Source organism: Chryseobacterium phocaeense, assembly GCF_900169075.1.
Classification (GTDB): domain Bacteria; phylum Bacteroidota; class Bacteroidia; order Flavobacteriales; family Weeksellaceae; genus Chryseobacterium; species Chryseobacterium phocaeense.
Genome location: NZ_LT827015.1, coordinates 2,564,638 through 2,587,434 on the forward strand (window position 1 = coordinate 2,564,638; position 22,797 = coordinate 2,587,434).

Annotated in this window: 24 protein-coding genes; 14 read left to right on the forward strand and 10 right to left on the reverse strand. The window is 38.2% G+C overall.

The features are described 5' to 3' along the window. Window positions 1–3 precede the first annotated feature (3 nt). The gene (locus tag B7E04_RS18335; RefSeq protein ID WP_080780005.1) at window positions 4–2,127 is read left to right on the forward strand and encodes a cation:proton antiporter; all 2,124 of its coding nucleotides are present in this window, start codon (window positions 4–6) and stop codon (window positions 2,125–2,127) included. Window positions 2,128–2,342: 215 nt separating this feature from the next. Here B7E04_RS18335 and B7E04_RS22025 read toward each other — a convergent pair whose 3' ends face one another. The 3 genes from B7E04_RS22025 to B7E04_RS18345 all read right to left on the reverse strand — a co-directional run bounded on the left by B7E04_RS22025 (window position 2,343) and on the right by B7E04_RS18345 (window position 4,696). Continuing rightward, complete coding sequence (locus B7E04_RS22025; RefSeq protein WP_139785441.1) at window positions 2,343–2,537, reverse strand: bacteriocin-like protein; 195 nt, start codon at window positions 2,535–2,537, stop codon at window positions 2,343–2,345. Window positions 2,538–2,977: 440 nt separating this feature from the next. Next, entirely contained in the window at window positions 2,978–4,090 is a 1,113-nt protein-coding gene (locus B7E04_RS18340) for a 5-(carboxyamino)imidazole ribonucleotide synthase (RefSeq protein WP_080780006.1), read from the reverse strand. A 42-nt stretch (window positions 4,091–4,132) separates the two neighbouring features. Beyond that, window positions 4,133–4,696 carry a DUF1543 domain-containing protein gene (locus B7E04_RS18345; RefSeq protein ID WP_228439984.1) on the reverse strand — a complete coding sequence of 188 codons (564 nt, stop codon included), beginning with the start codon at window positions 4,694–4,696 and terminating at the stop codon, window positions 4,133–4,135. 73 nt (window positions 4,697–4,769) lie between these two features. Between B7E04_RS18345 and B7E04_RS18350 the strand changes: the two genes are divergently transcribed. Both B7E04_RS18350 and B7E04_RS18355 read left to right on the forward strand, forming a co-directional pair. Next, window positions 4,770–5,600, forward strand: a complete 831-nt coding sequence (locus tag B7E04_RS18350) for a sulfite exporter TauE/SafE family protein (RefSeq protein WP_080780007.1) — start codon at window positions 4,770–4,772, stop codon at window positions 5,598–5,600. Next, complete coding sequence (locus B7E04_RS18355) at window positions 5,600–5,983, forward strand: DUF1634 domain-containing protein (protein WP_062648755.1); 384 nt, start codon at window positions 5,600–5,602, stop codon at window positions 5,981–5,983. Before B7E04_RS18350 ends, B7E04_RS18355 begins: the two co-directional genes overlap by 1 nt. 2 nt (window positions 5,984–5,985) lie before the next feature. Here the strand turns inward: B7E04_RS18355 and gloA2 are convergent, their stop codons facing one another. From gloA2 to B7E04_RS18370, 3 genes are read right to left on the reverse strand one after another with little or no spacing between them, the layout of a single operon-like run. Then, on the reverse strand, window positions 5,986–6,363 hold the full coding sequence (gene gloA2, locus B7E04_RS18360; protein ID WP_080780008.1) for an SMU1112c/YaeR family gloxylase I-like metalloprotein: 378 nt from the start codon (window positions 6,361–6,363) through the stop codon (window positions 5,986–5,988). Between the two features lies 1 nt (window position 6,364). Next, window positions 6,365–7,288, reverse strand: a complete 924-nt coding sequence (locus B7E04_RS18365; protein WP_080780009.1) for a hypothetical protein — start codon at window positions 7,286–7,288, stop codon at window positions 6,365–6,367. Next, on the reverse strand, window positions 7,288–7,728 hold the full coding sequence (locus B7E04_RS18370) for a nuclear transport factor 2 family protein (RefSeq protein WP_080780010.1): 441 nt from the start codon (window positions 7,726–7,728) through the stop codon (window positions 7,288–7,290). The genes B7E04_RS18365 and B7E04_RS18370 overlap by 1 nt, the downstream gene beginning before the upstream one ends. 157 nt (window positions 7,729–7,885) lie before the next feature. On the opposite strand from B7E04_RS18370, the gene B7E04_RS18375 reads away from it, so the two are divergent. Then, window positions 7,886–8,941 carry an endonuclease/exonuclease/phosphatase family protein gene (locus B7E04_RS18375; protein ID WP_228439986.1) on the forward strand — a complete coding sequence of 352 codons (1,056 nt, stop codon included), beginning with the start codon at window positions 7,886–7,888 and terminating at the stop codon, window positions 8,939–8,941. 236 nt (window positions 8,942–9,177) lie between these two features. On the opposite strand, the gene B7E04_RS18380 is transcribed toward B7E04_RS18375, so the two are convergent. Then, a complete protein-coding gene (locus B7E04_RS18380; protein ID WP_062648765.1) occupies window positions 9,178–10,464 on the reverse strand; it encodes an adenylosuccinate synthase in 1,287 nt (428 codons plus the stop codon). Window positions 10,465–10,742: 278 nt separating this feature from the next. Here B7E04_RS18380 and B7E04_RS18390 point away from each other — a divergent pair, with 278 nt between their 5' ends. The 3 genes from B7E04_RS18390 to B7E04_RS18400 are packed head-to-tail and all read left to right on the forward strand — an operon-like array spanning window position 10,743 to window position 12,272. Then, the gene (locus B7E04_RS18390; protein WP_080780013.1) at window positions 10,743–10,994 is read left to right on the forward strand and encodes a type II toxin-antitoxin system ParD family antitoxin; all 252 of its coding nucleotides are present in this window, start codon (window positions 10,743–10,745) and stop codon (window positions 10,992–10,994) included. After that, window positions 10,991–11,290, forward strand: coding sequence for a type II toxin-antitoxin system RelE/ParE family toxin (locus B7E04_RS18395; protein ID WP_080780014.1), 300 nt, complete (start codon window positions 10,991–10,993; stop codon window positions 11,288–11,290). The genes B7E04_RS18390 and B7E04_RS18395 overlap by 4 nt, the downstream gene beginning before the upstream one ends. A 46-nt stretch (window positions 11,291–11,336) precedes the next feature. Next, window positions 11,337–12,272: an alpha/beta fold hydrolase gene (locus B7E04_RS18400; protein ID WP_080780015.1), complete on the forward strand. Its 936-nt coding sequence runs from the start codon at window positions 11,337–11,339 to the stop codon at window positions 12,270–12,272. Window positions 12,273–12,563: 291 nt separating this feature from the next. Here B7E04_RS18400 and B7E04_RS18405 read toward each other — a convergent pair whose 3' ends face one another. Then, a complete protein-coding gene (locus tag B7E04_RS18405; protein WP_080780016.1) occupies window positions 12,564–14,153 on the reverse strand; it encodes an ABC-F family ATP-binding cassette domain-containing protein in 1,590 nt (529 codons plus the stop codon). Window positions 14,154–14,779: 626 nt separating this feature from the next. Between B7E04_RS18405 and B7E04_RS18415 the strand changes: the two genes are divergently transcribed. From B7E04_RS18415 to B7E04_RS18445, 7 genes are all read left to right on the forward strand, one after another. After that, a complete protein-coding gene (locus tag B7E04_RS18415; protein ID WP_080780018.1) occupies window positions 14,780–15,334 on the forward strand; it encodes a phosphoribosyltransferase in 555 nt (184 codons plus the stop codon). 155 nt (window positions 15,335–15,489) lie between these two features. Then, window positions 15,490–16,068 carry an adenylate kinase gene (locus B7E04_RS18420; RefSeq protein WP_080780019.1) on the forward strand — a complete coding sequence of 193 codons (579 nt, stop codon included), beginning with the start codon at window positions 15,490–15,492 and terminating at the stop codon, window positions 16,066–16,068. Window positions 16,069–16,142: 74 nt separating this feature from the next. Continuing rightward, window positions 16,143–17,126, forward strand: a complete 984-nt coding sequence (gene obgE, locus B7E04_RS18425) for a GTPase ObgE (protein ID WP_080780020.1) — start codon at window positions 16,143–16,145, stop codon at window positions 17,124–17,126. A 3-nt stretch (window positions 17,127–17,129) separates the two neighbouring features. Beyond that, on the forward strand, window positions 17,130–17,921 hold the full coding sequence (locus B7E04_RS18430; RefSeq protein ID WP_080780021.1) for a hypothetical protein: 792 nt from the start codon (window positions 17,130–17,132) through the stop codon (window positions 17,919–17,921). A gap of 63 nt (window positions 17,922–17,984) precedes the next feature. Beyond that, window positions 17,985–18,476 (forward strand): DUF6438 domain-containing protein, encoded by a 492-nt coding sequence (locus B7E04_RS18435; RefSeq protein WP_080780746.1) that lies wholly within the window; start codon window positions 17,985–17,987, stop codon window positions 18,474–18,476. Between the two features lie 86 nt (window positions 18,477–18,562). Then, window positions 18,563–19,861 carry a DEAD/DEAH box helicase gene (locus B7E04_RS18440; protein WP_080780022.1) on the forward strand — a complete coding sequence of 433 codons (1,299 nt, stop codon included), beginning with the start codon at window positions 18,563–18,565 and terminating at the stop codon, window positions 19,859–19,861. 225 nt (window positions 19,862–20,086) lie between these two features. Continuing rightward, entirely contained in the window at window positions 20,087–20,539 is a 453-nt protein-coding gene (locus B7E04_RS18445; RefSeq protein WP_080780023.1) for a hypothetical protein, read from the forward strand. A 334-nt stretch (window positions 20,540–20,873) separates the two neighbouring features. Here the strand turns inward: B7E04_RS18445 and B7E04_RS18450 are convergent, their stop codons facing one another. Both B7E04_RS18450 and B7E04_RS18455 read right to left on the reverse strand, forming a co-directional pair. Continuing rightward, the gene (locus B7E04_RS18450) at window positions 20,874–22,022 is read right to left on the reverse strand and encodes a hypothetical protein (protein WP_080780024.1); all 1,149 of its coding nucleotides are present in this window, start codon (window positions 22,020–22,022) and stop codon (window positions 20,874–20,876) included. Between the two features lie 8 nt (window positions 22,023–22,030). Beyond that, window positions 22,031–22,795 (reverse strand): TatD family hydrolase, encoded by a 765-nt coding sequence (locus tag B7E04_RS18455; RefSeq protein ID WP_080780025.1) that lies wholly within the window; start codon window positions 22,793–22,795, stop codon window positions 22,031–22,033. Window positions 22,796–22,797: the final 2 nt, after the last annotated feature.

A 22,797-nucleotide genomic window follows, 5' to 3' on the forward strand; every position in this document is an offset into this window, starting at 1 on the left:
CCTATGATTTTACTGAGTATACATAATCTGAGTTTTCCTATTGAAGATCCGGTATTAAAATTCCTGTTGGTACTGGTCATCATCCTTGCCGCTCCCCTTCTTTTAAACAAAATAAAAGTTCCACATCTGCTGGGACTTATTATTGCCGGAGCTGTGATAGGACCCAATGGATTTAATGTACTTGCAAGGGATAGCAGTATTGTGGTGACGGGGACTACAGGTCTTCTTTACATTATGTTTCTGGCAGGTCTGGAAATTGATATGGGTGATTTTAAAAAGAACAAGTGGAAAAGCCTCACTTTTGGACTTTATACATTCACCGTTCCCCTTGTTCTGGGCTATCTTGGCGGTTACTACCTGCTTCATTTTTCAGTCCTGACTTCCATTCTTTTTGCCAGCCTTTTTTCTTCTCATACGTTGATTGCCTATCCATTGGTGAGTAAACTGGGCATTGCAAAAAACAAAGCCGTTAATATTACAGTTGGCGGAACCATGATTACCGATATCCTGGCACTATTGGTTCTGGCTGTCATTGTGGGACTTTCGCAGGGAGATGTCGGTACGGAATTCTGGGTAAAACTTTCCGTTTCCTTTATTATATTCGCCCTGATTGTTCTGATTGTATTCCCGATTATAGGGCGATGGTTTTTCAAAAAGGTAGATGATAAGATTTCTCAGTATATTTTTGTGCTTGTGATGATCTATCTGGCAGCTCTGCTTGCGGAACTGGCCGGTTTAGAAGCTATTATCGGAGCATTCTTTGCGGGTCTGGCCCTTAACAGGCTTATTCCTCATACCTCATCACTGATGAACCGGGTAGAATTTGTAGGAAACGCTATATTTATACCTTTCTTCCTGATCAGTGTGGGAATGCTGATCGATTTTAAAGTATTCTTCAAAAGCTGGGAAACACTTGAAGTGGCAGGAATTATGCTTGTGGCTTCCATTGGTGGAAAATATCTTTCTGCGGTGATGACTCAAAAAACTTTCAGACTTTCCAAAGAGGAAGGAAAACTGATTTTCGGGCTGAGTTCTGCTTCTGCGGCAGCCACACTGGCCTCGGTAATGGTAGGATACAATATCATCCTTTCCGAAACAGAAACCGGAGAACCTGTAAGATTACTGAACGAACATGTTCTGAACGGAAGTATTCTGCTGATCCTTGTTTCCTGTACTATTTCTTCGTTTATTTCAATGGCAAGTGCACAAAAGATTGCAGACAGCGATAATGAAGATACTGTTTCCGGAAACAGCCATGAAGAGGAAAATATCCTACTGGCCATCAATCATGAGGAAACTGTGGAAAGAATGGTTAATCTGGGAATCCAGATCAAAGCCCATTCGAATACAGAGAACCTTTTTGCACTGAATGTGATTAATGAGGATAAAAATGAATCCTCTGTAAAAAACGCTGAAAAACTTCTTCACCAGGCTGCTGATGCGGCTTCCGCTGCCGATGTGAACATACAGGCCCTGAAACGATATGACAATGATGTGGTCAACGGGGTGAAAAATGTGATTAAAGAACAGGACATTACAGATCTTATCATTGGGCTGGAGGATGAAAAAGGATTCTCCCCTTCTTTTGTTTACAACCTTTACAATGGCTATCTTCAGAACGATGAAGTCAACGTATTGGTCTATCATGCGGCCCAGCCCCTTTCCACGATTAAAAAATATGCCGTCATGATTCCTGAAAATGCCCACAAGGAAGCCGGATTCTTCCACGCACTCCTCAGGGTATGGAATATCGCCAGAAATTCCGGTGCCACCATGGTTTTTTATGCCCCGGAAAACATTCTGAATATTCTTCAGAGGATTAATAAAAAGGCCAATATAGAATCGGAATTTATCATCATGAGTACCTGGCAGGATGGCGAAAAAACCGCTGCGGGATTAAAGGAAGATGAAGCTTTGATCGTCTTGATGGCGAAACGCGGGATGAAATCTTATATTCCAAGAATGAGAATGATCCCGGAATTGCTGAACAGGTATTTAAATGATAATAATTACCTCCTGATTTTCCCGTTTTCAGAATTTGATCAAAACAGTCCGGAGATACGTTCTGTAGGAAATCATGATGATTTTATGGAAATCGGAAATGTAATTCAGAAGATTTTCAAGTAAAAAGAGTAAAAAACAATACATGATAATTTCAATCCTGGCAGCAGATTATTTATTGCGAGCATATGCCGGGAATCCAATGAAGATAAGCGAATTTTCTATCATGCTTTTGTATGGAATGAGAAGAAAAAGATTTTTGAAGCGGTGAGTGAAAAGGATATTAAATAAAAAAGCCGGAAGAAACCTTCCGACTTTAGTTTAATTATCAAGAGATTTTTTTATAGTACGTACCAACGTCCGCAAGCATTATGACATCCAAAATTATTGTCAGGATCATAGCCTGGAGATTGAAGACATGCTGCCTGGCTGGAATAATAAGGTTGCCCTGAGCTCCACCATTGAGCACATTCAGGAGTGATTCCTCCTTTTACAGATTTTAAAGTTTCTCTTGAGATTTTTTTTAAGTTTTTCATAATAATAGTATTGGTTTTTTCCTAATTTTTATCATTCAGGATTTTTCATTATGAAAATACATATTTTATTTTAATATAAATATATTTTTTTAATGAATTACACAAAATAAATTAAAAAAATATTAATGGAAATCCTATACAATATTTGATCAGCATCATAAGGCTTTCTGATACATTTGGATTTTTAAAAGAAGGACATAAGTTTTAAGAAGCAATAATTTGGAAACACTTTCTGTACACAAAAAATCTGCATAATCTGCCCTATCTGCGGGAGATTTTATACGCAAAGCTTAATTAGAATCCTACAAATTCAAGAAAACAAAGATGGAATCAACAAGTTCATTCGATGAAGGTGGATGGGTGATGATTGCAAAATCACAAAAAGAGCTGCAATCATCATTACAGCTCTTTTATCTTTATATTTATTTTCAGTCCTGATCTTATTGAGCAATCACCCTCACCATTCCTTTCACTTTCACCAGTTTTTCCATTAATTCTTCTTTGGAATCGGCAAGGACGTTGATGTGCCCCATTTTTCTTCCAGGTTTGGTTTCAGTTTTTCCGTAAAGGTGGATGTATGTTTTCGGGAGTTTCAGTACTTCTTCCATTCCTTCATAAACCACTTTTCCCGCGTGTCCTTCTGCGCCTACAAGATTCAGCATTCCACTGAAGGTAAGTGCATCGGTATTCGCTAACGGCAGGTTTTTCACCACACGGTACATCTGTTCGAACTGTGAATTGGCATTTCCTTCCTGGCTTTGGTGGCCGGAATTGTGCAGCCTTGGAGCCGTTTCATTCACCCAGACCTTTCCTTCTTTATCTAAGAATAGTTCGATCGCGAAAAGCCCCGGTGAGTTTACTGCATTTAAAAACTTCTGGGTAATGGAGTCAATCTGCTTGACGATATCTTCGTTTAAAGAAACCGGGCAGATATTAAAATCCAAGAGGTTGAGTTTCGGATCTGCCACCATTTCCGTTACCGGAAAGGTTTTGGTTTCTCCATTCTCATTTCTGGCTACAATTACAGAAAGTTCCTTGTCTATATCAACCAGATTTTCAATCACAGAAGCTTCTTTCCATAAATCCTGAAAATCTTCTTCAGTTCTAATCACCTGAACCCCTTTTCCATCATAACCTCCGGTATTCATTTTCTGTACGAAAGGCAGCGGCATTCTGATTTTTTCATCACTGTTCCATACCACCTGAAATTCAGGACTTGGAATATCATGTATTTTGTAAAATTCTTTCTGAAGGATTTTTTGCTGGATGGTTTTGATGATGGCTGCATTCGGAACCACTTTTACCCCTTGTTTTTCAAGTTCGGCCAGGGCATCTGCATTTACATGCTCTATTTCAATGGTCACCACCTCTTTGTCCTTTCCAAAGTTCAGGACGGTTTCATAGTCATTGAAGTTCCCTTGTGTAAAATGTGAGATCGTGCTGCATGGCGCATCGGAAGCCGGATCCAGTGTATAAAATTCGTCGTCGTATTTCAGTGCGCTTTGAATCAGCATTCTTCCCAGCTGTCCGCCTCCTAAAATTCCTATTTTCATTCTTACTTTTTATTTTTTCTATTAGATTAAATGCGAAAAGCCTTACTGTACTTTATCAATTTTCAGGTATCCCAACCCCATTGGATTTTCCTGGTTCTCTGCATCAGATCTGGTCAGGATAATCGTATATTTTTCTTTCATTTTTTCGGGAAGGATATCATTCACATTAAAAATATCATCGATGTCTACGCCATGTTTGTCATCAACGTGGCTTACGGCTCCTTCAAAACCCATGGTTTCATAAAACTCCGTAGCTTTTGCCCGCTTGATGATCTCTCCCATTGATTTTCCTACCATAAGGTGCTGTTCATGAAATTCTTCAAAAAAACCCCTTTTGTAACCTCCAAGATTCAGGAAGTACAGCTGGTCTTCAGATTTCTGATCTGTTTTTTCAACAATCTTCACTTCATATCCGTCTGCAAATTTCACTTCCTGGTAACAGTCCAGATGGATCTTCCCTTCTGCTTCTTTCCAGAAATCCTTCATATCGGGAACGAGATCTTTAAGGTTTTCCGCTATCCCGAAAAAAACGTCATGCTGCTCGATATTCCTGCCTTTGGGCGTTGCACCGAGAATGATATAAAATAATTTCAGTTCACTTTTCATACCTGCAAAAATACGTCAAATTTATCTTTTTTAAACGTTTGGCAGACTACCACAATAGTTTTATATTTGTAGCATGTCAGAAATCATCATTCTGTTTCTCGGCGCAGTTTCAGCCGGTCTTTTAGGTTCACTTACAGGTTTGGGAGGAGGAGTTATCATAATCCCTTTATTAACGCTGGGTTTCGGTGTTCCGATGCATTATGCCATTGGGGCTTCATTAATTTCTGTGATTGGAACTTCATCCGGTGCAGCGGTAGCTTTCGTAAAAGAAGGTTTTACCAATATGCGAATCGGAATGTTCCTTGAGATTGGTACTACAGCCGGAGCTATCATGGGAGCCCTGGTCTCCGGAATGCTTAACCCGAATACCATCGGAATTATCTTTGCGAGTATTCTTCTTCTGACAGTAATTTTAAATCTTAAAGGAAAGCCTGATCATCAGGAGCCTTTAATTAAAGGAAGCCTTGAAGAAAAGCTTAAACTTTACGGGACTTTTCCTGATAAAGGAGTTCTAAAAAGTTATTCCGCCAGAAATACCGTTTCGGGATTTTTAATGATGATGTTTGCAGGAGCAATGTCCGGACTTTTAGGAATCGGTTCCGGTGCGCTTAAAGTCTTGGCAATGGATAATATGATGAAACTGCCTTTTAAGGTTTCTACTACAACCAGCAACTTTATGATCGGTGTAACGGCTGTGGCCAGCGCCCTGATCTATTTCCAGAGAGGAGAGATCATTCCTGTGATCGTAGCTCCGGTACTGATTGGCGTGGTAGTAGGAAGTTTCATAGGTTCAAAAACGCTGATGGTTTCCAAAACAAAGAAATTAAAAGTCTTCTTTGCCATTGTGATTACCATCTTGTCAGTATATATGATGTATAACGGGATCAATAAAAGCTTCAGATAATGAGAAAGAATTTTACAGATGTGGATCTGAACCGTTCGGTGGGAAATCTCCTGAGACTGGGCGTTATTTTGTCTGTGGCAACGTCATTGATCGGTTTTATCAAACTGTTTCTGGAAGGCTTTAAAATGCCAAAAAAATACACCAGCCTTGATATAGGAACCTCTTCTGAAAAAGTATGGGGCCATTTCTGGACCTCTTTATGTAAGGGGGAAGGCATGGCGATTATCCAGCTGGGAATTCTACTCTTGATTTTTACGCCCCTGGTAAGGATTATTTTCGCATTGATAGGGTATTTAAAAGAAAAAGACTACGTATATGTAGTCATTTCTTCGATTGTGCTTGTTATTATGGCGATCAGTTTCTTTACGGGTTACGCCCACTGATTTTACATTTCATAGAATTCAAGCGGAAGCTGATCCGGATCCTGGGTAAAGAAAAACTCTTTCCCGGTGTATTCGTCGATGCGGATTTCTTCGCAGGTAAGGCCTTTCGCCATCAGTTCTTCTCTTTTAGCGCCAACATTCTCAACTGAGAATGCGAGATGCCTTAAACCGCAGGATTCAGGGCGGGAAGGCCTTGCGGGAGGATCAGGGAAGGAAAACAGTTCAATCACGTAGTGCTCTCCGATAGCCAGATCAAGCTTATAAGACTGTCTTTCTGCCCGGTAAACTTCACGGATGATGTTCAGTCCTAAAATGTCCGTATAGAATTTTTTGGATACTTCATAATCTGAACAAATGATAGCAATGTGGTGGATCTTCATTTTAAAGGGTTTTAAATTTATCTGCCAGCAGTTTTTTATACATTTTTCTAAGCTTTCTGTCTACTTCTTCTGCTTTCAGTGTTTCTCCTATTCTCGCAGATTTTACTGTGATTACAGTACTGGTATTTGAATCTTTTGAACGCATATCAAACTGGACATCCCAAATGGTCTGGTCGCCCAGCTGGAGACTATTGATTTTATAAGCATCACTTTTCTCTATCATCCGGAAAATTCTTACTTTTAAAGAATCGTCGGATACCTTATAGATTTTTTCGCGATTGTAAAGATTTTTCTGTTCAAATTCCCCCGCGTTAAGGAGCATTGTTTTGTTCATGGCGATGATCCTGGCAGTATCTTTCTGTATGTTGATATTCCTTTTCTTTATTTCTGAAAACAGTTCATCCGTTGATCTGTTCACATCAAAAGTAGCATTATTAAAGTAAAGATTCCCGGTATAGGGCACATACTCAAAATACCGTTTTCCAGGTGAAGTAGACATCAAAATGAGCACTGAAGGCAGCAGAACAAAGGAAGGATTGATCTTTTTAAAAGTAAAACGATCAATAATATCCGTATTTTTAATCAACATATAAGGAACAGGCAGCAACACCAAAACCATAAGATCTGTGTAGTCTACTACCCTATGAAGCGGAACAGGCGACACGGTATTATACAATTGGATCATATTCTCGGAATACGGCGATTTCCAAAAAGTAAATAAAAGCCCGGCCACAAAAACAGAATACTGTCTCAGTATCGGAAACAGGTAAGTAAGAAGCATCGGAAACAGAATGATCCCCAATATATCTGACAGTTTACCTGTGAACCATCCACTATAGTCATATTTAAAAAAATGATCATTTAAAAAGAGCAGGATCAGGCAGCTTATAAAAATATAATTTAGGATAAGATTCCGGTTTCTCATTATTTAATCTCTTTGCAGTTGTCCTTTCTTCTGGTATCTATAATGTACTGGATTTTCCATTCATTCTGCTGTTTAACCAATTGGAAACTGTTCGCCCCGCAGTGAGAAAATTTTCCTTTAAAATAAAAAGAATACGGCGTAAACACACTCGCCAGATTTCCATCTGTATGAACGGCTTCTATGACAATTTTTTCCTCAAGATCATCTTTTGAAAATTTGGAAACAGAGGCTACAAACTCCTGGATATTTTCATTTTTCACGTTTCCGTCCTTGTCAATACTTTGCAAAACAGCACTTTCCGTAAATGCAGACCTCATCAGTTCCGGATCTGCATTTTTCATTCCCGAAAACAGGTTGCGGATGGGTTTTTCGATGTCCTGGTTCTGCTGTCCGAAACAGAAGACAGAGCACAGCAAGGTGATAACAGCTAATTTATTCATGGTAATATTGATTAATCCAATACCATAAAAATAGTGAAAATATTGTAACCTCTTAAAATTAACAAAGTTTAAAAATGAATATTTCAGATTGTATGAAAAATAACCTATTTTTATCCGTTGATTTGTTATTATGTGGGGAATTTATTTGTTTTTAATAGTGTTACTTGTATTGCTGACCATCCTTCCAAAAATACAGCATTCACACTGGGTATTCAGGGTTCCGGAATTTGGTAAGATCCAGATCACTTATATTGTCGTTATTACTTTTATAATCGGACTTCTGATTGATCATCCCCAGCATTTCTGGTACGGACAGGGGCTGCTTCTGTTCCTGTTTGTTCATCATGGGGTCACGCTTGTAAAATACACGCCGCTTTATCCTGTAAAAAAGCACCGGCAAGAGCACCAGTCCTCTCAAAAACTGCATTTTATTTCCGCCAATGTCTATCAGTTCAATAAAGAATATCACCGGTTTATCCAACTCATTGAAAAATATAAGCCCGAGGTTTTTCTCACCATGGAAAGCAACGGCGATTGGGAACAGGCGATGAAAGTCCTGGAAAAAGATTATCCCTTCCATCATAAGGTAACTCTTGAAAACACTTATGGCATGCACTTCTATTCAAAGCTGGAGATCAAGAGTTCGCAGACCCATTACTTTGTGGCTGATGATATACCCAGTATTGAAGTTCATTTAAAGACTAAAGACGGCTTTTCATTTGTATTCTTCGGGGTGCATCCGCCGCCGCCGAGCCCTACGGAAGAAGAAACCTCAAAAGAAAGAGACGGAGACCTTCTGAGTGCGGCCAAACGCGTCAAGGATATCAAAGAACCTGTAATTGTGGTAGGAGATTTTAATAATGTCGCATGGTCAAAATCCTCCATTTTATTCAGAAAAACCAGCCATCTGATTGATCCCAGAATCGGGCATTCCTTTGTTTCAACATTCCATGCCAGATATCGTCTGCTGAGATTTCCAATAGACCTGATGTTTCATAGTGAGGATATTTTCATCCAGGAGCTTAAAACCTTGGAAAACTTTGGTTCAGATCATCTTCCGGTCTACTGTGAGTTTTTTATTGATCATCACAATGATGAACAGGAAGACCAGGTGGAAGAAGCGACTTCTGAGGAAAAAGCAGAAGCTGAGGAAATGATTCAGGAGGGAAAAGAGGAAGACGGAGAACGTGATGCAGTAGTAACAGAGGGATAATTTTTCTCCAGCTGATTTCACGGATTGACACAGATTTTTCCTATATTAATTTTTACAACTGTCACAAAACGGACTCACGCAGATCTTGCAGATAGAGCAGATTATTTTAACCACGCATCTTCACATATTTTTTCTTGCAGAAAAAAAATTAAAGATGCTCTGGTTATAAATCCTTAATCACAAAAAAGAGACCATCACAAGGACGGTCTCTTTTATAATTTATTAGAATTCTACAGTTAGAATAATTCTTTTCTAATGATGTTCTGGCTTCTTTCAGGTCCTACCGAAACAAGGTACACATTGATTCCCAAATACTTTTCGATAAACTCGATGTATTTCTGAGCAGTGTCAGGAAGTTCATCATAGCTTCTTGCTTTGGTGATATCTTCATTCCAGCCCGGTAAATCCTCATAAATTGGCTCGTAGTTGTATAATTTCTCAGTGGAAGAAGTGAAATAATCGATGATTTTTCCGTCCTCAGTTTTGTAATGGGTCACCACTTTCAGGTTTTCAATTCCTGTAAGAACGTCTAATTTTGTAATTACCAGGTTGTTGATTCCGTTAATCATACAAGCATGCTTCAGAGAAACAAGGTCTAACCAACCTGTTCTTCTTGGTCTTCCTGTTGTAGCACCGAATTCACCACCGATTTGTCTGATCTTTTCTCCAAGCTCATTATCCAGTTCAGATGGGAAAGGTCCGTTTCCAACTCTAGTACAGTAAGCTTTTGCCACCCCGATCAGGTTTTGAAGTGAAGTTGGCGGAACACCTGCTCCTGAACAAACCCCTCCTGTAGATGGAGAAGAAGAAGTTACGTATGGATACGTTCCGAAGTCGATATCAAGCATCAAGGCCTGTGCCCCTTCGAATAAAACGTTTTTACCGTCTCTGATGGCTTCGTTTAATTCCAGTTCAGTATCAACGATTCTGTCCTGAAGCTGTTTTCCGATTTCTAAATATTCGTTGTAAATTTCTTCAACGTCCAGTGTCGGTTTTCCGTAATATTTTTCAAAAAGAGAATTCTTAATCTTTAAGTTTTTCTCGATTTTATCTCTTAAAATTTCAGGATTCAGAAGGTCGATCATTCTGATCCCCACTCTTGCAATTTTATCTTCATAGCAAGGTCCGATCCCCTTTTTAGTGGTTCCGATCTGAGTTCCTCCGTGCTCTTCTTCACGGTATGTATCCAAAAGAATGTGGTAAGGCATGATCACATGCGCTCTTCTGCTGATGAAAATGTGGTCGGTTCTTAAGCCTTTGCTTTCGATCTGGCCTACTTCCTTAATGAAAGATTTCGGGTTTACCACTACTCCGTTCGCAATGATACACTTCCCTTTGCACTGCAGTACCCCTGAAGGAAGAAGGTGCAAAACAAATTTCTCATCCCCGACATAAACCGTGTGACCAGCATTGTCTCCACCCTGGAAACGAACTACATAATCCGATTTAGCCGATAAAACATCCGTGATTTTCCCTTTACCTTCATCTCCATACTGAAGACCTACAACTACGTAAGTTGACATATTTTACTATTATTTTAGATTCATGCAAAATTACTTTTTAAAAATAGGCTGGGCAAATTCTGAGGGGATTTTATTTTTGGGTGGGGTGGAAATCATGTGGTTGGAGTTAATAATATATATTTATTTAAATAATAAGATCATGGAAAAGCGAAAGAACATTGGATGGAAATACAAGAAATTAGGCAATTTGAAAATATTTTAGGACTAATAATGATTAAATACCATAAAAAACCATTTTAATATACCAAAAATTGGTATCTTTGATTAAAATTAGCACAATGGCAAAAAATACATCCATATTACTGGGAGATTATTTTGATAATTTCATTAGTGAACAAATAAAATCAGGAAAATACTCGTCTGCAAGTGAGGTTATAAGAAATGCATTACGATTGTTTGAGCATGAAGAATCAAAAAAAACAGAATTAATTAATGAGTTAAAAAAAGGTGAAAAATCCGGTTTTGTGAAGAATTTTGATCGTAATGAGTTTCTCAAGGGCCTTCATCAAAAACATTCTGCAGACTCATGAAATATAGAATAAGTAGGGAAGCATCAAATGATTTAGAAAAGATATGGTTATACACTTTTGAAAACTGGTCATTAAAACAGGCTGATTACTATTTTAATTTAATCATGAGTGAAATTGAATATATAACTGTCAATCCTGAATCAGGAAAAGACTACAACTTAATTAGAAAAGGATATTTCCGCTCAAGAGTAAAATCACATTTTATATTTTACAAAATCAATTTGAAGGATGAAGAAATTGAAATCATCAGAATTCTCCACCAACAAATGGATATATCAACAAGGTTAGATGAATAAACGGCAAATCCATAGCTATACTTAATAAGTCCCATAGAATTATCTTATGAGCTCATTACAAAAATCAGCATACTTATCTACCCAAACTATGGACAGTCCCAAACTCTTCCACACCCTTTTCACTCCCCATGCAGTTCCTATAAAAGCCACTCTACTCATCATCCACGGCATGCAGGAACACAGCGGGAGATACACTGAAATTGCAGCGTATTTTGCAGATCAAGGATTTGCTGTCCTTACCTATGATCATCTGGGTCATGGAAAATCTGTAAAGGATAAAAAAGATATCGGATTTTTCCAACTCGACCGCCCTGATGAAAAACTGGTTTCAGATGCTGAAGCCATGAGTAATTATCTTCATCAGCAATATCCTGATGTTCCCCATTTTGTACTTGGTCATTCCATGGGATCATTTGTTACCCGATGTCTGCTTCAAAAAGCAAGCAATAAATTTACAGGCGCTGTTCTGGTTGGAACCAGAGGTCCTTTGGCGGGAATCAGTCTGATCAAAGGTTATCTTTCATTAGCCAATAAAATAGCACCGAAATATCCTACCTATCTCAATACCCTTTTTAATATCGTCAATAACAAACATTTTAAGAAAGATCAGGATTTTGATGATACAAGCTGGCTCAGCGTAAATCCCGTTAACAGAAAAGCTTTTACTGAAGATGAACTCTGTGGAATTCCTTTCAGCAATAATGCTTTTTTTGCATTGTTCAGCATTTATAAAAAAGCAACGGCAAGACATTGGGCTGCTCACATTTCAAAATCCTTCCCTCTCCTGTTTGTCAGCGGACAGAATGATCCGATAGGAGATTTTGGAAAAGGTGTTATGAAAACAGTCAAGGATTTAAAGCAGGATGGATTTAAAAACGTAAACTCTGTTATCTATCCTGAAATGCGCCACGAAATCCTTAATGAAGAGATTCGTAAAGATGTTTTCAATGACATCAATAGCTGGATGACAACATATTTATAATATAAAGCCGTCTTTTAATCAGACAAGTTTCTTTAAACTAATATGTTGGAAATCGCAAAGACACTAAAATTTCCTTTCTTCAGGCTTTAAGACGCAAGGATTTTATCTGCGATAAAATTGTACACCGCTGTGATCTCAATAAATGAAATAATATCATTGATCCTAATCCTTTTTGAAAATCTTCGATTTTCTTGCGCCTTAAAAACAATCTTTCTTAAACAACCTTGCGCCTTTGCGATTTCCAACAAGAAAAATCTGCTCCATCAGCTAAATCCGCGTGAGTATAAGTTGCTAACCCAAAACAATTTCCCGCTCCACCCCAATTTCCTCCAGAAACACTTCATCATGCGAAATCACCAGCAAAGTTCCCCTGTAGTCTTTAATGGAATTCGTAAGAATTTTCACATTCTGAAGGTCTAAATTATTCGTCGGTTCATCCAGAATAATCATATCAGGAGCTTTACTGCTGATCGAAAGTCCACACAGCAAAATTCTCAGGCGTTCTCCTCCACTCAGGGCTCTGCATTTTTTAGCCCAGGTTTCCTTTCCGAACAAAAATCTGGACAGCAAAGTTTTTACTTCAGATTCCTGCATAGCTTTATCATTAAACTGCTGGACAAATTCATAGATACTCAACTCCTGATCAATCAATGAATATTCCTGGTCAATATAGATGGTATTAAAATCCGATCTTGTCATTGTTCCTTCAGAAGGCTGCAGATTTCCCAGCAACAGTTTGATCAGAGTTGTTTTTCCCGAACCGTTAGAACCTTTTATGGCGATCCTGTCCCCGCTTACCATCTGAATATTGACAGGATCTTTCCACAAGCTTCTGCTGCCATATCTGAAATTGATATTTTCCGCATTAATCAGGATTTTCCCGAAATGCAGATTGGAATCATTGAAATTCACTTTCATCTGATCGGCATTTTTCATTGAAGAACGCAGATCACGGAGGTCCCCGGAAATACCACTGATCTTTTCTGCATGGATACCTTTGAGCTTAGAAGTGTTCTTTTCGGCATTGCTTCTCATGGTATTCATCATAATCCTGGCTACCCCGGACTTTTCCTGCTTTCCTTTTCCTCTTGCATCAAGTTTCTGCTTCCGTTCCATAGTTTCACGCTCTTTTTCCTTTGCTTTTTTCAAAGCCCGTTCTTTGGCATGAATATCGTGATAAAGCGCCTCCTCTTCTATTTCTTTCTGCTCAGCATAAAAATCATAGTTTCCGCCATAGGCAGAAATTCCCTGATTACTCAATTCAAAAATAGTATCAGCAAGGTTGAGCAAAGTACGGTCGTGACTCACCATTACTACCTGCGCGTCTGTCTTCTCAATAAAGTTATAGAGCTGCTTTCTTGCTTCCCCATCGAGGTGATTGGTAGGTTCATCGAGGATAATAATATCAGGTTGGCTGATCTGTATTCCGGCGAGAAAAACTTTTGTCTTTTGTCCACCGCTTAAGCTTTCAAGCTTTTGGTTCAGTTCAAGGTCTTCCAGATTCCAGTAATGCAATGCACTCCTGCATCGGTCTTCAACCTCCCAGTCGTCATTTAACGTTTCAAAGTATTTTTCATCTACCTCGCCACTGGTGATTTTTTGAAGGGCATTCAGTTTTTCATCGATCTTAAGACATTCGGCTATCGTGAGATGATCAAAATTCCCGAACATCTGCGGAACGTAATAGAGATTTCCTTTAACGGTAACGCTCCCCTCCAAAGGCAGAATTTCCTGTCCTATAATTTTCAGAAGTGTGGATTTTCCGATACCGTTGTTTCCGGCCAGTGCAGATTTCGTGTGAGGCTGTAAGGTTAGGTTTATAGAATTAAAAAGGAGATTTCCTCCCGGAAACCCGTAGGATATATTGTGCAGTAAAATCATAATTTCTTTTTTAGTAATAATTAATCCAATAACAGGCGTTATTGTTTGATAAAATCGAAAAGAAATTAAATCCTACATGATGATCTTTTGGGGTTTGGAAGTACAAAGATAGTAAATTAACCTGATTTTGGGATAAAACCATTTCTTCTGACAAAAAGGAAGGAAGCCAGAAGCTGGAAGAGGGAGGTTATGGAGGTCTAAAGACTTCTATCCTGGCTTTTTATTAATCTTTTCATCCGAAGTGGTCAGTTTTTATGATAACCGTAAGAAATGTTCGGTCCAATAGTAGCTTCCATCCTCTTTGCAGCTTCTCTTAACTTCTTAATTCAGACTCAGGTCAAATTATTAATTATTCATTTTTTCCAGATAAAAAAAATCAAATTCTCAGATAAAATTTTCAGCTATGCAAGGATTGAATCCGGATGTTTTTATTTTTTGAATCAAATTTAACTTCTTTAAAAAGGATAAGAAACCTGAGAACTGACGGAATTTTTTACTATATAGGAGATTTTAGAATCTGAATTATTTGATTCTTCCTTTTGCACAAAGTATTTATTAAATCCATAATAAAAGTTGAAAAGATTTTAATCAAAAAAACGTAACTTTGCCGACTACTAAAATTTTTTATGGAAAGCATTAAAGTCCACGACAAAACTTTCGTTCCTTACCTGAAGGAAGACGAAATTCAGGAAATTGTAAAAGAAACAGCTTTAAAGATTTATGAAGACTATAAAGACGAGGTTCCGGTTTTCATCGGGGTACTGAACGGAGTAATCATGTTCTTCTCAGATCTTTTAAAATATTATCCTGGCGAATGCGAAATTGCTTTCATCCAAATGAGTTCTTACGTAGGAACAGAATCTACAGGAATTGTTTACCAGAAAATGGAACTGACCAAAGATGTGAGAGACCGTCACATTATTTTGGTGGAAGACATTGTAGATACAGGAAATACTGTGGAAAGCCTGTTTAAATATTTCAAGGAAACACAGCGTCCGAAATCTGTAAAACTGGCCTCTTTCCTGCTAAAGCCGGAAGTGTACAAAAAGGATTTCAAGCTGGATTATATCGGAAAGGAAATCCCGAATAAATTTGTTCTTGGTTACGGACTTGATTATGATGAGTTAGGAAGAAACCTTTCGGGTCTGTATCAACTGGAAGAAGGACAAATCAACCATTAAACGCTGTTGGCTTTTAGCTGATAGCTTTTAGCCTAAAAAAGTAAAATAAAGAAATTAATTTAATAATAACTTAAAAACGCTAAAGGCTACAAGCAGGCTAGACCAATGGTAAATGCCAAAAGCTAACTGCCAACCGCCGGAAGCCCTTTAACATTATGATAAACATTGTTCTGTTCGGCCCTCCAGGAAGTGGAAAAGGAACACAAGCTCAAAACCTGATCGAAAAATTCAACTTAAAACAGATTTCAACAGGTGACCTTTTCAGATACAACATGAAAAATGACACGGAGCTTGGAAAACTGGCCAAGTCTTATATTGATAAGGGAGAACTTGTTCCAGATCAGGTAACAACGGATATGCTGATTGACGAGCTTAAAAAACCGACGGATACCAACGGGTTTATCTTTGACGGTTATCCAAGAACTACCGCACAGACGGAAGCTCTGGAAAGAATTGTAAAAGAAGAGCTGAATGACGAGATCGACATCTGCCTGTCTCTGGTGGTAGAAGATAAAACTTTGGTGGAAAGACTTCTGAAAAGAGGGGAAACCAGTGGAAGATCTGATGACAGCAATGTAGAAATCATTGAAAACAGAATTAAAGAATATTATACTAAAACAGCAGAAGTAGCTGAACTTTACAAGCAACAGGGAAAATATGTTGAGGTAAACGGCATCGGAGAAATTGACGAAATTTCCCAAAAGCTTTTCGCTGAAGTAGAAAAAATTAAATAAGGAATCAGGGTTCAGGAATTAGCGGACTGATGTTTATGCTAAATCCTGAGCTCTGAATCCTAAGCCCAAAAAATATGTCAAACTTTGTAGATTACGTAAAGATCCATTGTAAAAGCGGCCACGGAGGTGCAGGTTCTGCCCATCTCCGCCGTGAAAAATATATTCCGAAAGGAGGTCCTGATGGTGGTGATGGAGGCCGTGGCGGACACATCATTATGAGGGGAAATGCTCAGGAATGGACTTTACTTCCACTCCGCTACACGCGTCACGTAAAAGCTGAACGTGGAGAAAACGGAGGAAAAAGCCAGCTGACCGGTGCTGATGGTTCTGATGTGTACATTGATGTGCCTATCGGGACGATTGCAAAAAATGAAGACGGTGAAATCATCGGTGAAATTCTGGAAGACAAGCAGGAGATCATCCTGATGAAAGGTGGAAAAGGAGGTTTGGGAAATGAACATTTTAAATCTTCTACCAACCAGACGCCAAGATATGCACAACCCGGAATGGATGGTGAGGAAGGCTATGTGGTTTTCGAGCTTAAAATTCTTGCTGATGTAGGCCTTGTCGGATTCCCGAATGCCGGAAAATCTACACTTCTTGCTTCTGTTTCCGCAGCAAAACCTAAAATCGCGAATTACGCATTTACCACCCTGACTCCGAATCTCGGGATTGTGGATTACAGAAATTACAAATCCTTTGTAATGGCTGATATTCCTGGGATTATTGAAGGGGCAGCGGAAGGAAAAGGTTTAGGACACAGATTCTTAAGACATATTGAAAGAAATTCCATCTTATTATTCTTAATTCCGGCTGATTCTGAAGATCATTTCCAGGAGTTTAAAATTCTGGAAAATGAATTGACGGAATACAACCCTGAACTTTTAGATAAGGATTTCATTATTTCCATTTCAAAATCCGACCTTCTGGATGATGAGCTGAAAAAAGAAATCTCTGCTGAATTTCCGGAAAACAGACAACCCATTTTCTTCTCCGGAGTTACGGGAGAAGGCCTTGTAGAACTGAAAGACATCGTCTGGAAAAAACTTCATGGATAGAAAATGACACACTTCATACATAAAATAACAGCACCCGCTGTTATTTTTGTTTCATTCCTGCTCCCTGCCTCAGCTCATGCTCAGGATGGCGATTCATTTGTGCAAAATTTCAGATCAGAAGAACCTGCACCTGTAAGCCATAAAGCATTTTTTAAATTTGAGTTTAATAAAAGATTAAACTACATACTGATTCACAGCAATGCCCAATCTACCGATCAAGATACTGAGGTGAGTGAAAATATTGAATATTATGTGAATGATGCGGATCTGTCTGTTCTCTCTTATAACAACAGCAGAAATGGAGTTATTTACAATTTAAAAAGAGAGAGCAACCCGGTTCTGCCTGTTTTGATCAAGGACGAAAATAAGGAGATCAAACCTGAAAATTTTGATTATTTTAAAGGAGATATCCCTCTTGAATCTGAAATTTCGGCAGTCAGAAAACGGAAAAAGGCGAAAACAGACCAGATATTAGAACTTGTTGAAAAACGGGCAGAAAACAACCTTATCCATTACAGGTACAACCTTATTCACTATAAAAAAAGAAAAATCAATTTAGGAGTTATTGAGCTGGATATTATTGATACTGATCATAATTTCAATAACAATATCCTTTTTGATATGGAGCCTTTATTCTTCAAAAATAAAATAGTATTCGACAGGGGGGAAATAAAAAGCTATGCTTATTACAATACGTCAAAAAAACGTACAAAGTATTATGAATCAAAGGATAGCAATCCGGTATTTCTTAAACTATCATTCACTAAAGGCTGTTGTGTTTCATCTCTGGAATAACTCTTCTACTGAGAAAGTTGGTATTTGGAATAATTATTGAAAGAAACCTGGGAAACCATCGTTATGAAATATATACTCAGTCTTTGTGCATTTATATTTTTATTTTCCTGCACCGCACAAAAAAAGGCCGGCTCACCATATACCACTATTGAATATGAAGCCGGAGCGTGTTTTGGGTCCTGCCCTATTTTTAAGCTGACCATCAACCCTGACAGAACAGCCATCCTGGAAGCTGAACATTTCAATTTCTCCAAAGATTTTTCCAAAGGAGAATTTTCAAAACCACGGGAAGGGACTTTTAAAGGAGTGGTTAAGGAAGCAGACTATAAACAGCTTATTTCTCTCCTGAATGACCTTGATGTGAAAAACCTGGAAAACAACTACGGCTCAAGAAACATCAGCGATCTTCCGACCTCTTATCTGAGAATTGGTTTCGCAGATGGAACTTCAAAAAATGTAGAAGATTATGGGAAAAGAGGAAGCGAAAAACTCATGAAAGTGTATCAGTTTTTTGAAGACCTGAAACATAACCAGCAGTGGACAAAAGTAAAATAACACGCTTAAAAATATTTAGACTACCTTTGCAACTTATAATTCCTTCACATTGAGGGAATTTTATTTTAAATTAAAAAAACGTTCATTTGAATTTTACAGACCTAAACTTAATAGAACCTATTGCAAAAGCAATTCAGGAACAGGGATATACCAATCCAACACCCATTCAGGAGAGATCTATCCCTGAAATCTTAAAAGGCAGAGACTTTTTAGGATGTGCACAAACAGGAACAGGAAAAACAGCAGCATTCGCTATTCCTATCCTTCAAAATTTATCTCAGAATAAGACTAAAAATAATCATATAAAAGCCCTGATCTTAACACCAACCAGAGAGTTGGCGATTCAGATTGAGGAAAATATTCACGCGTACGGTAAATATCTTCCGCTGAAAGAGCTTGTTATTTTCGGAGGTGTGAAGCAGGGAAACCAGGAAGCTGCCCTAAAAAAAGGGATTGATATTCTGGTAGCCACACCCGGCAGACTTCTTGATTTCATCGCCCAGGGTATTATCAGCTTAAAAAATCTGGAAATCTTCGTTCTGGATGAAGCAGACAGAATGCTGGATATGGGTTTTGTACATGATGTAAAAAGAATCATCAAGCTTCTTCCGCAAAGAAGACAGACTTTATTCTTCTCAGCTACCATGCCTTCTGAGATCCAGAAACTGGCAGATTCTATATTGAACAATCCCGTAAAAGTAGAAGTTACCCCGGTATCTTCCACTGCTGAAACCATCAAGCAGTCGGTATATTTTGTAGATAAAGAAAATAAGCTGAGCCTTCTTTCCCATATCTTAAAAAATGATATTGCAGATTCGGTACTGGTATTTTCCAGAACAAAACACGGAGCTGACAAAATCGCCAAAAAGCTGCAGAAGGACCATATCTCCGCAGAAGCAATCCATGGGAATAAATCCCAGAATGCCAGACAGAATGCCTTAAACAACTTTAAATCCGGAAAAACAAGAATTCTGGTTGCTACGGATATTGCAGCGAGAGGAATTGATATTGATGAGCTGAAATATGTTATCAATTTTGAACTTTCTGATGTTTCCGAAACCTATGTTCACAGGATCGGAAGAACCGGAAGAGCCGGAGCTGAAGGATCTTCTATTTCTTTTGTAGACGGCCTTGACCTTTTAAATTTAAGAAATACGGAAAAGCTGATCGGGAAGAAAATACCTGTGGTAAAAGATCATCCGTTCCATACTGATAACCTGGTTGCCCAAAAAAGAGATTCCAATAACAAGCCTATGGCTGCCGGTGGGGAAAGAAGACCTCCGAGATCTCCAAAACCACAGAATAACAGCAATAAATCCGCTGGAAGTTCTTCCACGACTGGATTCAAAAAACCTAAGAATAAGAATTTTACCAGAAAAAAATAAGGGTACCTGATTGCTAAATTAGAGTTACAAACTTTACAATGAAAATAGAGTTGCCGGGCAAGCCCGGCAACTCTATTTTTATACGCTCTTATTTACGTTGTTTTTAGAAATTATGCTTGATTATCACATCCTTAAATGTCTGTAATATCTATGTAATGGTATATGATACAATTATTTAAAACTAGATTTTTGATCTTCGCGCCATGATATTAATTCAAAAATAAAATGACAAAAGAGAAGAATGCATTTCAAAAAATTGCAACCGGTTTTTTATTTTTAATAATGGCTGGTTTGTTTGCAATAATCATTTCTTGTAAGTGTGAGGAAGAACAGGATTATGAAATTACACACAGAGTAGTTTACAAAGCAGAAGGATCACCAGGGGTTCAGATTATAAGTGCAAGATATCATGGGTATGTGGGTGACAATTTAGTCACTGCTCCGAACGTAAGTAGTAATCAATGGACAAGTCCTGAAGTTAAAATGACCCATCGGTTACCCGTAGGAAAAATAAATACGGAGGGAACACTTGCCATCGTAAAAGCAACCGGAGCCGATGCATCCTCTACTTTGAAAGTCCAGATCTATGTAGACGGTGCCTTAAAAAAAGAAGTAACCGCTACCGGGCCGGATCTTAACGTTGAGGCACAATATAATATTGATTTTAAAGCAGATTAAAATTGAAGATCATAATAATGAGTATTCTAAATGACAAGTCCTAAATAAGTGTTACAGATTAATAGGATAAAATTAATAATATTTAAAAATAGTTGTCGGTTTATTTCGGCAACTATCTTTGTTTTTACAGGTTGTTATTTTGATAAAGCTTTATTTCGATCTGTTCCAAAGTTTATTATTTAAAACAAGTTGATTAACCGCCCCATCCCTGTTAACCATTTTAAACTAAAACAGATGAAGAGTAAGAAAAGTACTCCATATCAATTCTGCCCGATGAAAAGCTTAAATCACAATAAGATTTCCAGATAAAATGTAAATGACAAAAAACAAACAGTTAATTTATTTCCTGTTCTACTGAAAGGCAGTACGCAATAATACTAAATGGCAGGCACGCTGCCAGATATGTGGTAGAAAAAAAATTATGCTGGAACCCATACCCGAAAGCAACGTATTTTTCTAATACAAAACAAAGCATGGCAAGAAAAACGATGCAGGTAGAAAAATAAAAAACATCATTGATCTTCCTGACATAAAAAGAGGAAAACACAGCCACAGCCAGAAAGAAAAGCATCACCCACAGATTGCTCTGCCCCTGAAGATTCAAAGGATTATGGAGGAGTATAACATTAATATTTTCAGCCGGAAGAAGAATACTAAGCAATAATACAAGGACAGTCCCCAGAAATGCAGCGGCTGTCTTTATTTGGCGGTTAATATGGGCTGCTAAAAAAGGTTTCAGTAAAAAAATAATTAATGGAATAACGGCTACACTGCGGGTAAGACATAAAATTCCAAGGCATATTCCCAGTAAAACCGGTTTTTGAAAATAATCATCTTTAAACTTAGCATGCCAGAAAAGAATGAAAGCTGCAGAGAAAATAAAAGAAGAAATAAAATCACTTTTGCAGACCGCTTCATAGCTATAGGCCAGGGAAATTCCCAACATCATGATCGCCGTGAATCTGATGAGATTATTTTTAAATTCCATCATCACCGTGCAGGAAAACAGCAAAAATGCAGCAACCTGAAGATAGCCTACATTTCCAGCCAAATAAAAAGGAAGCGCTAATAAAAGCTGGCCAGGAAGGTAAGATGACCAGTTCCCCATGAAATTTTTCGTATCATAAATATACCTGCCGTGGGTCCAGAACTCTAAAGAAAAATTCAGGGTCTGCCAGCGGTCTATATTCATCTGGTAAGGATCTTTCAAAATATGGCAGAAGATAATATAGACAATGGTAAAAACAGCTGTGAGTACATAAACCCATTGTATATCGAACTTTCTGGTCAGCACCGGGTTCTTTCTCAAAGAAAAAATTAAAACATGTACAGCAGCAAATATGACCACTAAAATACTGAGCGGAACCACCGACTGACGGATGCCGTATTTGGTTAGGAATAAAAAATTAACCACAAAATAGATGGCAAACACGATTAAACTGCTTACACTGCCTCTTTTTGCAAAAATTAAAATTTTATTCATCTGAATCCTTAATTCTTAAAAATCCTGTTGGCATTTTCAGTGGTGATCCTGTCAATCTCCGAAAAATCCTTTCCATAGATATCGACCAGTTTTCCGGCTACAAGATCAAGATATGAACTTTCATTTCTCTTTCCCCTGTGCGGAACCGGAGCCAGATACGGTGAATCTGTTTCCAGAACAATTTTTTCCAATGGAATTTCATTCAGAAATTGATCGATTTTTCCGTTTTTAAAGGTCACAACACCTCCTATTCCCAATATAAAGTTAAGATCGATTGCATGTTTTGCCTGCTCAAGATTTCCGGAAAAGCAATGAAAAATTCCTCTGAGTTTCGGATCTTTTTTTCTTTCCAGCACCTCAAATGTTTCATCAAAACTTTCTCTGGTATGGATCACAATGGGAAGATCTTTCTCTATAGCCCAGTCAATCTGCTGCTCAAAGGCTTTCACCTGAATATCCAACGTGCTTTTGTCCCAATATAAATCAATCCCGATCTCTCCTATCGCAGGAAACACCCGCTGATCAAGATAATTTTTAACAATTTCCAGTTCTTTTTCCCAGGATTCAGGTTTTACGTAGCAAGGATGAAGCCCCATCATCGAAATGATCTGTCCGGGATAATCTTCTTCCAGCTGAAGCATTTTCCCGTGGGATTCTGAATCTATCGCAGGAAGATAAAATTTAGTAATGCCTTTATCCAAAGCCTTTTGAATGGCTTCTTTTCTGTCTTCATCAAATTCTTCTGCGTATAAGTGGGTATGTGTATCAATCATCT

What these genes read in the sequence shown, in the direction of transcription:
- B7E04_RS18445 (WP_080780023.1), top strand. Translation starts at nt 20,087, where the DNA reads ATGACAAAAGAGAAGAATGCATTTCAAAAAATTGCAACCGGTTTTTTA.
- B7E04_RS18380 (WP_062648765.1), bottom strand. Translation starts at nt 10,464, where the DNA reads ATGTCAACTTACGTAGTTGTAGGTCTTCAGTATGGAGATGAAGGTAAA.
- B7E04_RS18395 (WP_080780014.1), top strand. Translation starts at nt 10,991, where the DNA reads ATGAAATATAGAATAAGTAGGGAAGCATCAAATGATTTAGAAAAGATA.
- B7E04_RS18340 (WP_080780006.1), bottom strand. Translation starts at nt 4,090, where the DNA reads ATGAAAATAGGAATTTTAGGAGGCGGACAGCTGGGAAGAATGCTGATT.
- B7E04_RS18420 (WP_080780019.1), top strand. Translation starts at nt 15,490, where the DNA reads ATGATAAACATTGTTCTGTTCGGCCCTCCAGGAAGTGGAAAAGGAACA.
- B7E04_RS18370 (WP_080780010.1), bottom strand. Translation starts at nt 7,728, where the DNA reads ATGAATAAATTAGCTGTTATCACCTTGCTGTGCTCTGTCTTCTGTTTC.
- obgE (WP_080780020.1), top strand. Translation starts at nt 16,143, where the DNA reads ATGTCAAACTTTGTAGATTACGTAAAGATCCATTGTAAAAGCGGCCAC.
- B7E04_RS18415 (WP_080780018.1), top strand. Translation starts at nt 14,780, where the DNA reads ATGGAAAGCATTAAAGTCCACGACAAAACTTTCGTTCCTTACCTGAAG.
- B7E04_RS22025 (WP_139785441.1), bottom strand. Translation starts at nt 2,537, where the DNA reads ATGAAAAACTTAAAAAAAATCTCAAGAGAAACTTTAAAATCTGTAAAA.
- B7E04_RS18355 (WP_062648755.1), top strand. Translation starts at nt 5,600, where the DNA reads ATGAGAAAGAATTTTACAGATGTGGATCTGAACCGTTCGGTGGGAAAT.
- B7E04_RS18405 (WP_080780016.1), bottom strand. Translation starts at nt 14,153, where the DNA reads ATGATTTTACTGCACAATATATCCTACGGGTTTCCGGGAGGAAATCTC.
- B7E04_RS18335 (WP_080780005.1), top strand. Translation starts at nt 4, where the DNA reads ATGATTTTACTGAGTATACATAATCTGAGTTTTCCTATTGAAGATCCG.
- B7E04_RS18365 (WP_080780009.1), bottom strand. Translation starts at nt 7,288, where the DNA reads ATGAGAAACCGGAATCTTATCCTAAATTATATTTTTATAAGCTGCCTG.
- B7E04_RS18430 (WP_080780021.1), top strand. Translation starts at nt 17,130, where the DNA reads ATGACACACTTCATACATAAAATAACAGCACCCGCTGTTATTTTTGTT.
- B7E04_RS18350 (WP_080780007.1), top strand. Translation starts at nt 4,770, where the DNA reads ATGTCAGAAATCATCATTCTGTTTCTCGGCGCAGTTTCAGCCGGTCTT.
- B7E04_RS18435 (WP_080780746.1), top strand. Translation starts at nt 17,985, where the DNA reads ATGAAATATATACTCAGTCTTTGTGCATTTATATTTTTATTTTCCTGC.
- B7E04_RS18345 (WP_228439984.1), bottom strand. Translation starts at nt 4,696, where the DNA reads ATGAAAAGTGAACTGAAATTATTTTATATCATTCTCGGTGCAACGCCC.
- B7E04_RS18455 (WP_080780025.1), bottom strand. Translation starts at nt 22,795, where the DNA reads ATGATTGATACACATACCCACTTATACGCAGAAGAATTTGATGAAGAC.
- B7E04_RS18450 (WP_080780024.1), bottom strand. Translation starts at nt 22,022, where the DNA reads ATGAATAAAATTTTAATTTTTGCAAAAAGAGGCAGTGTAAGCAGTTTA.
- gloA2 (WP_080780008.1), bottom strand. Translation starts at nt 6,363, where the DNA reads ATGAAGATCCACCACATTGCTATCATTTGTTCAGATTATGAAGTATCC.
- B7E04_RS18400 (WP_080780015.1), top strand. Translation starts at nt 11,337, where the DNA reads ATGAGCTCATTACAAAAATCAGCATACTTATCTACCCAAACTATGGAC.
- B7E04_RS18390 (WP_080780013.1), top strand. Translation starts at nt 10,743, where the DNA reads ATGGCAAAAAATACATCCATATTACTGGGAGATTATTTTGATAATTTC.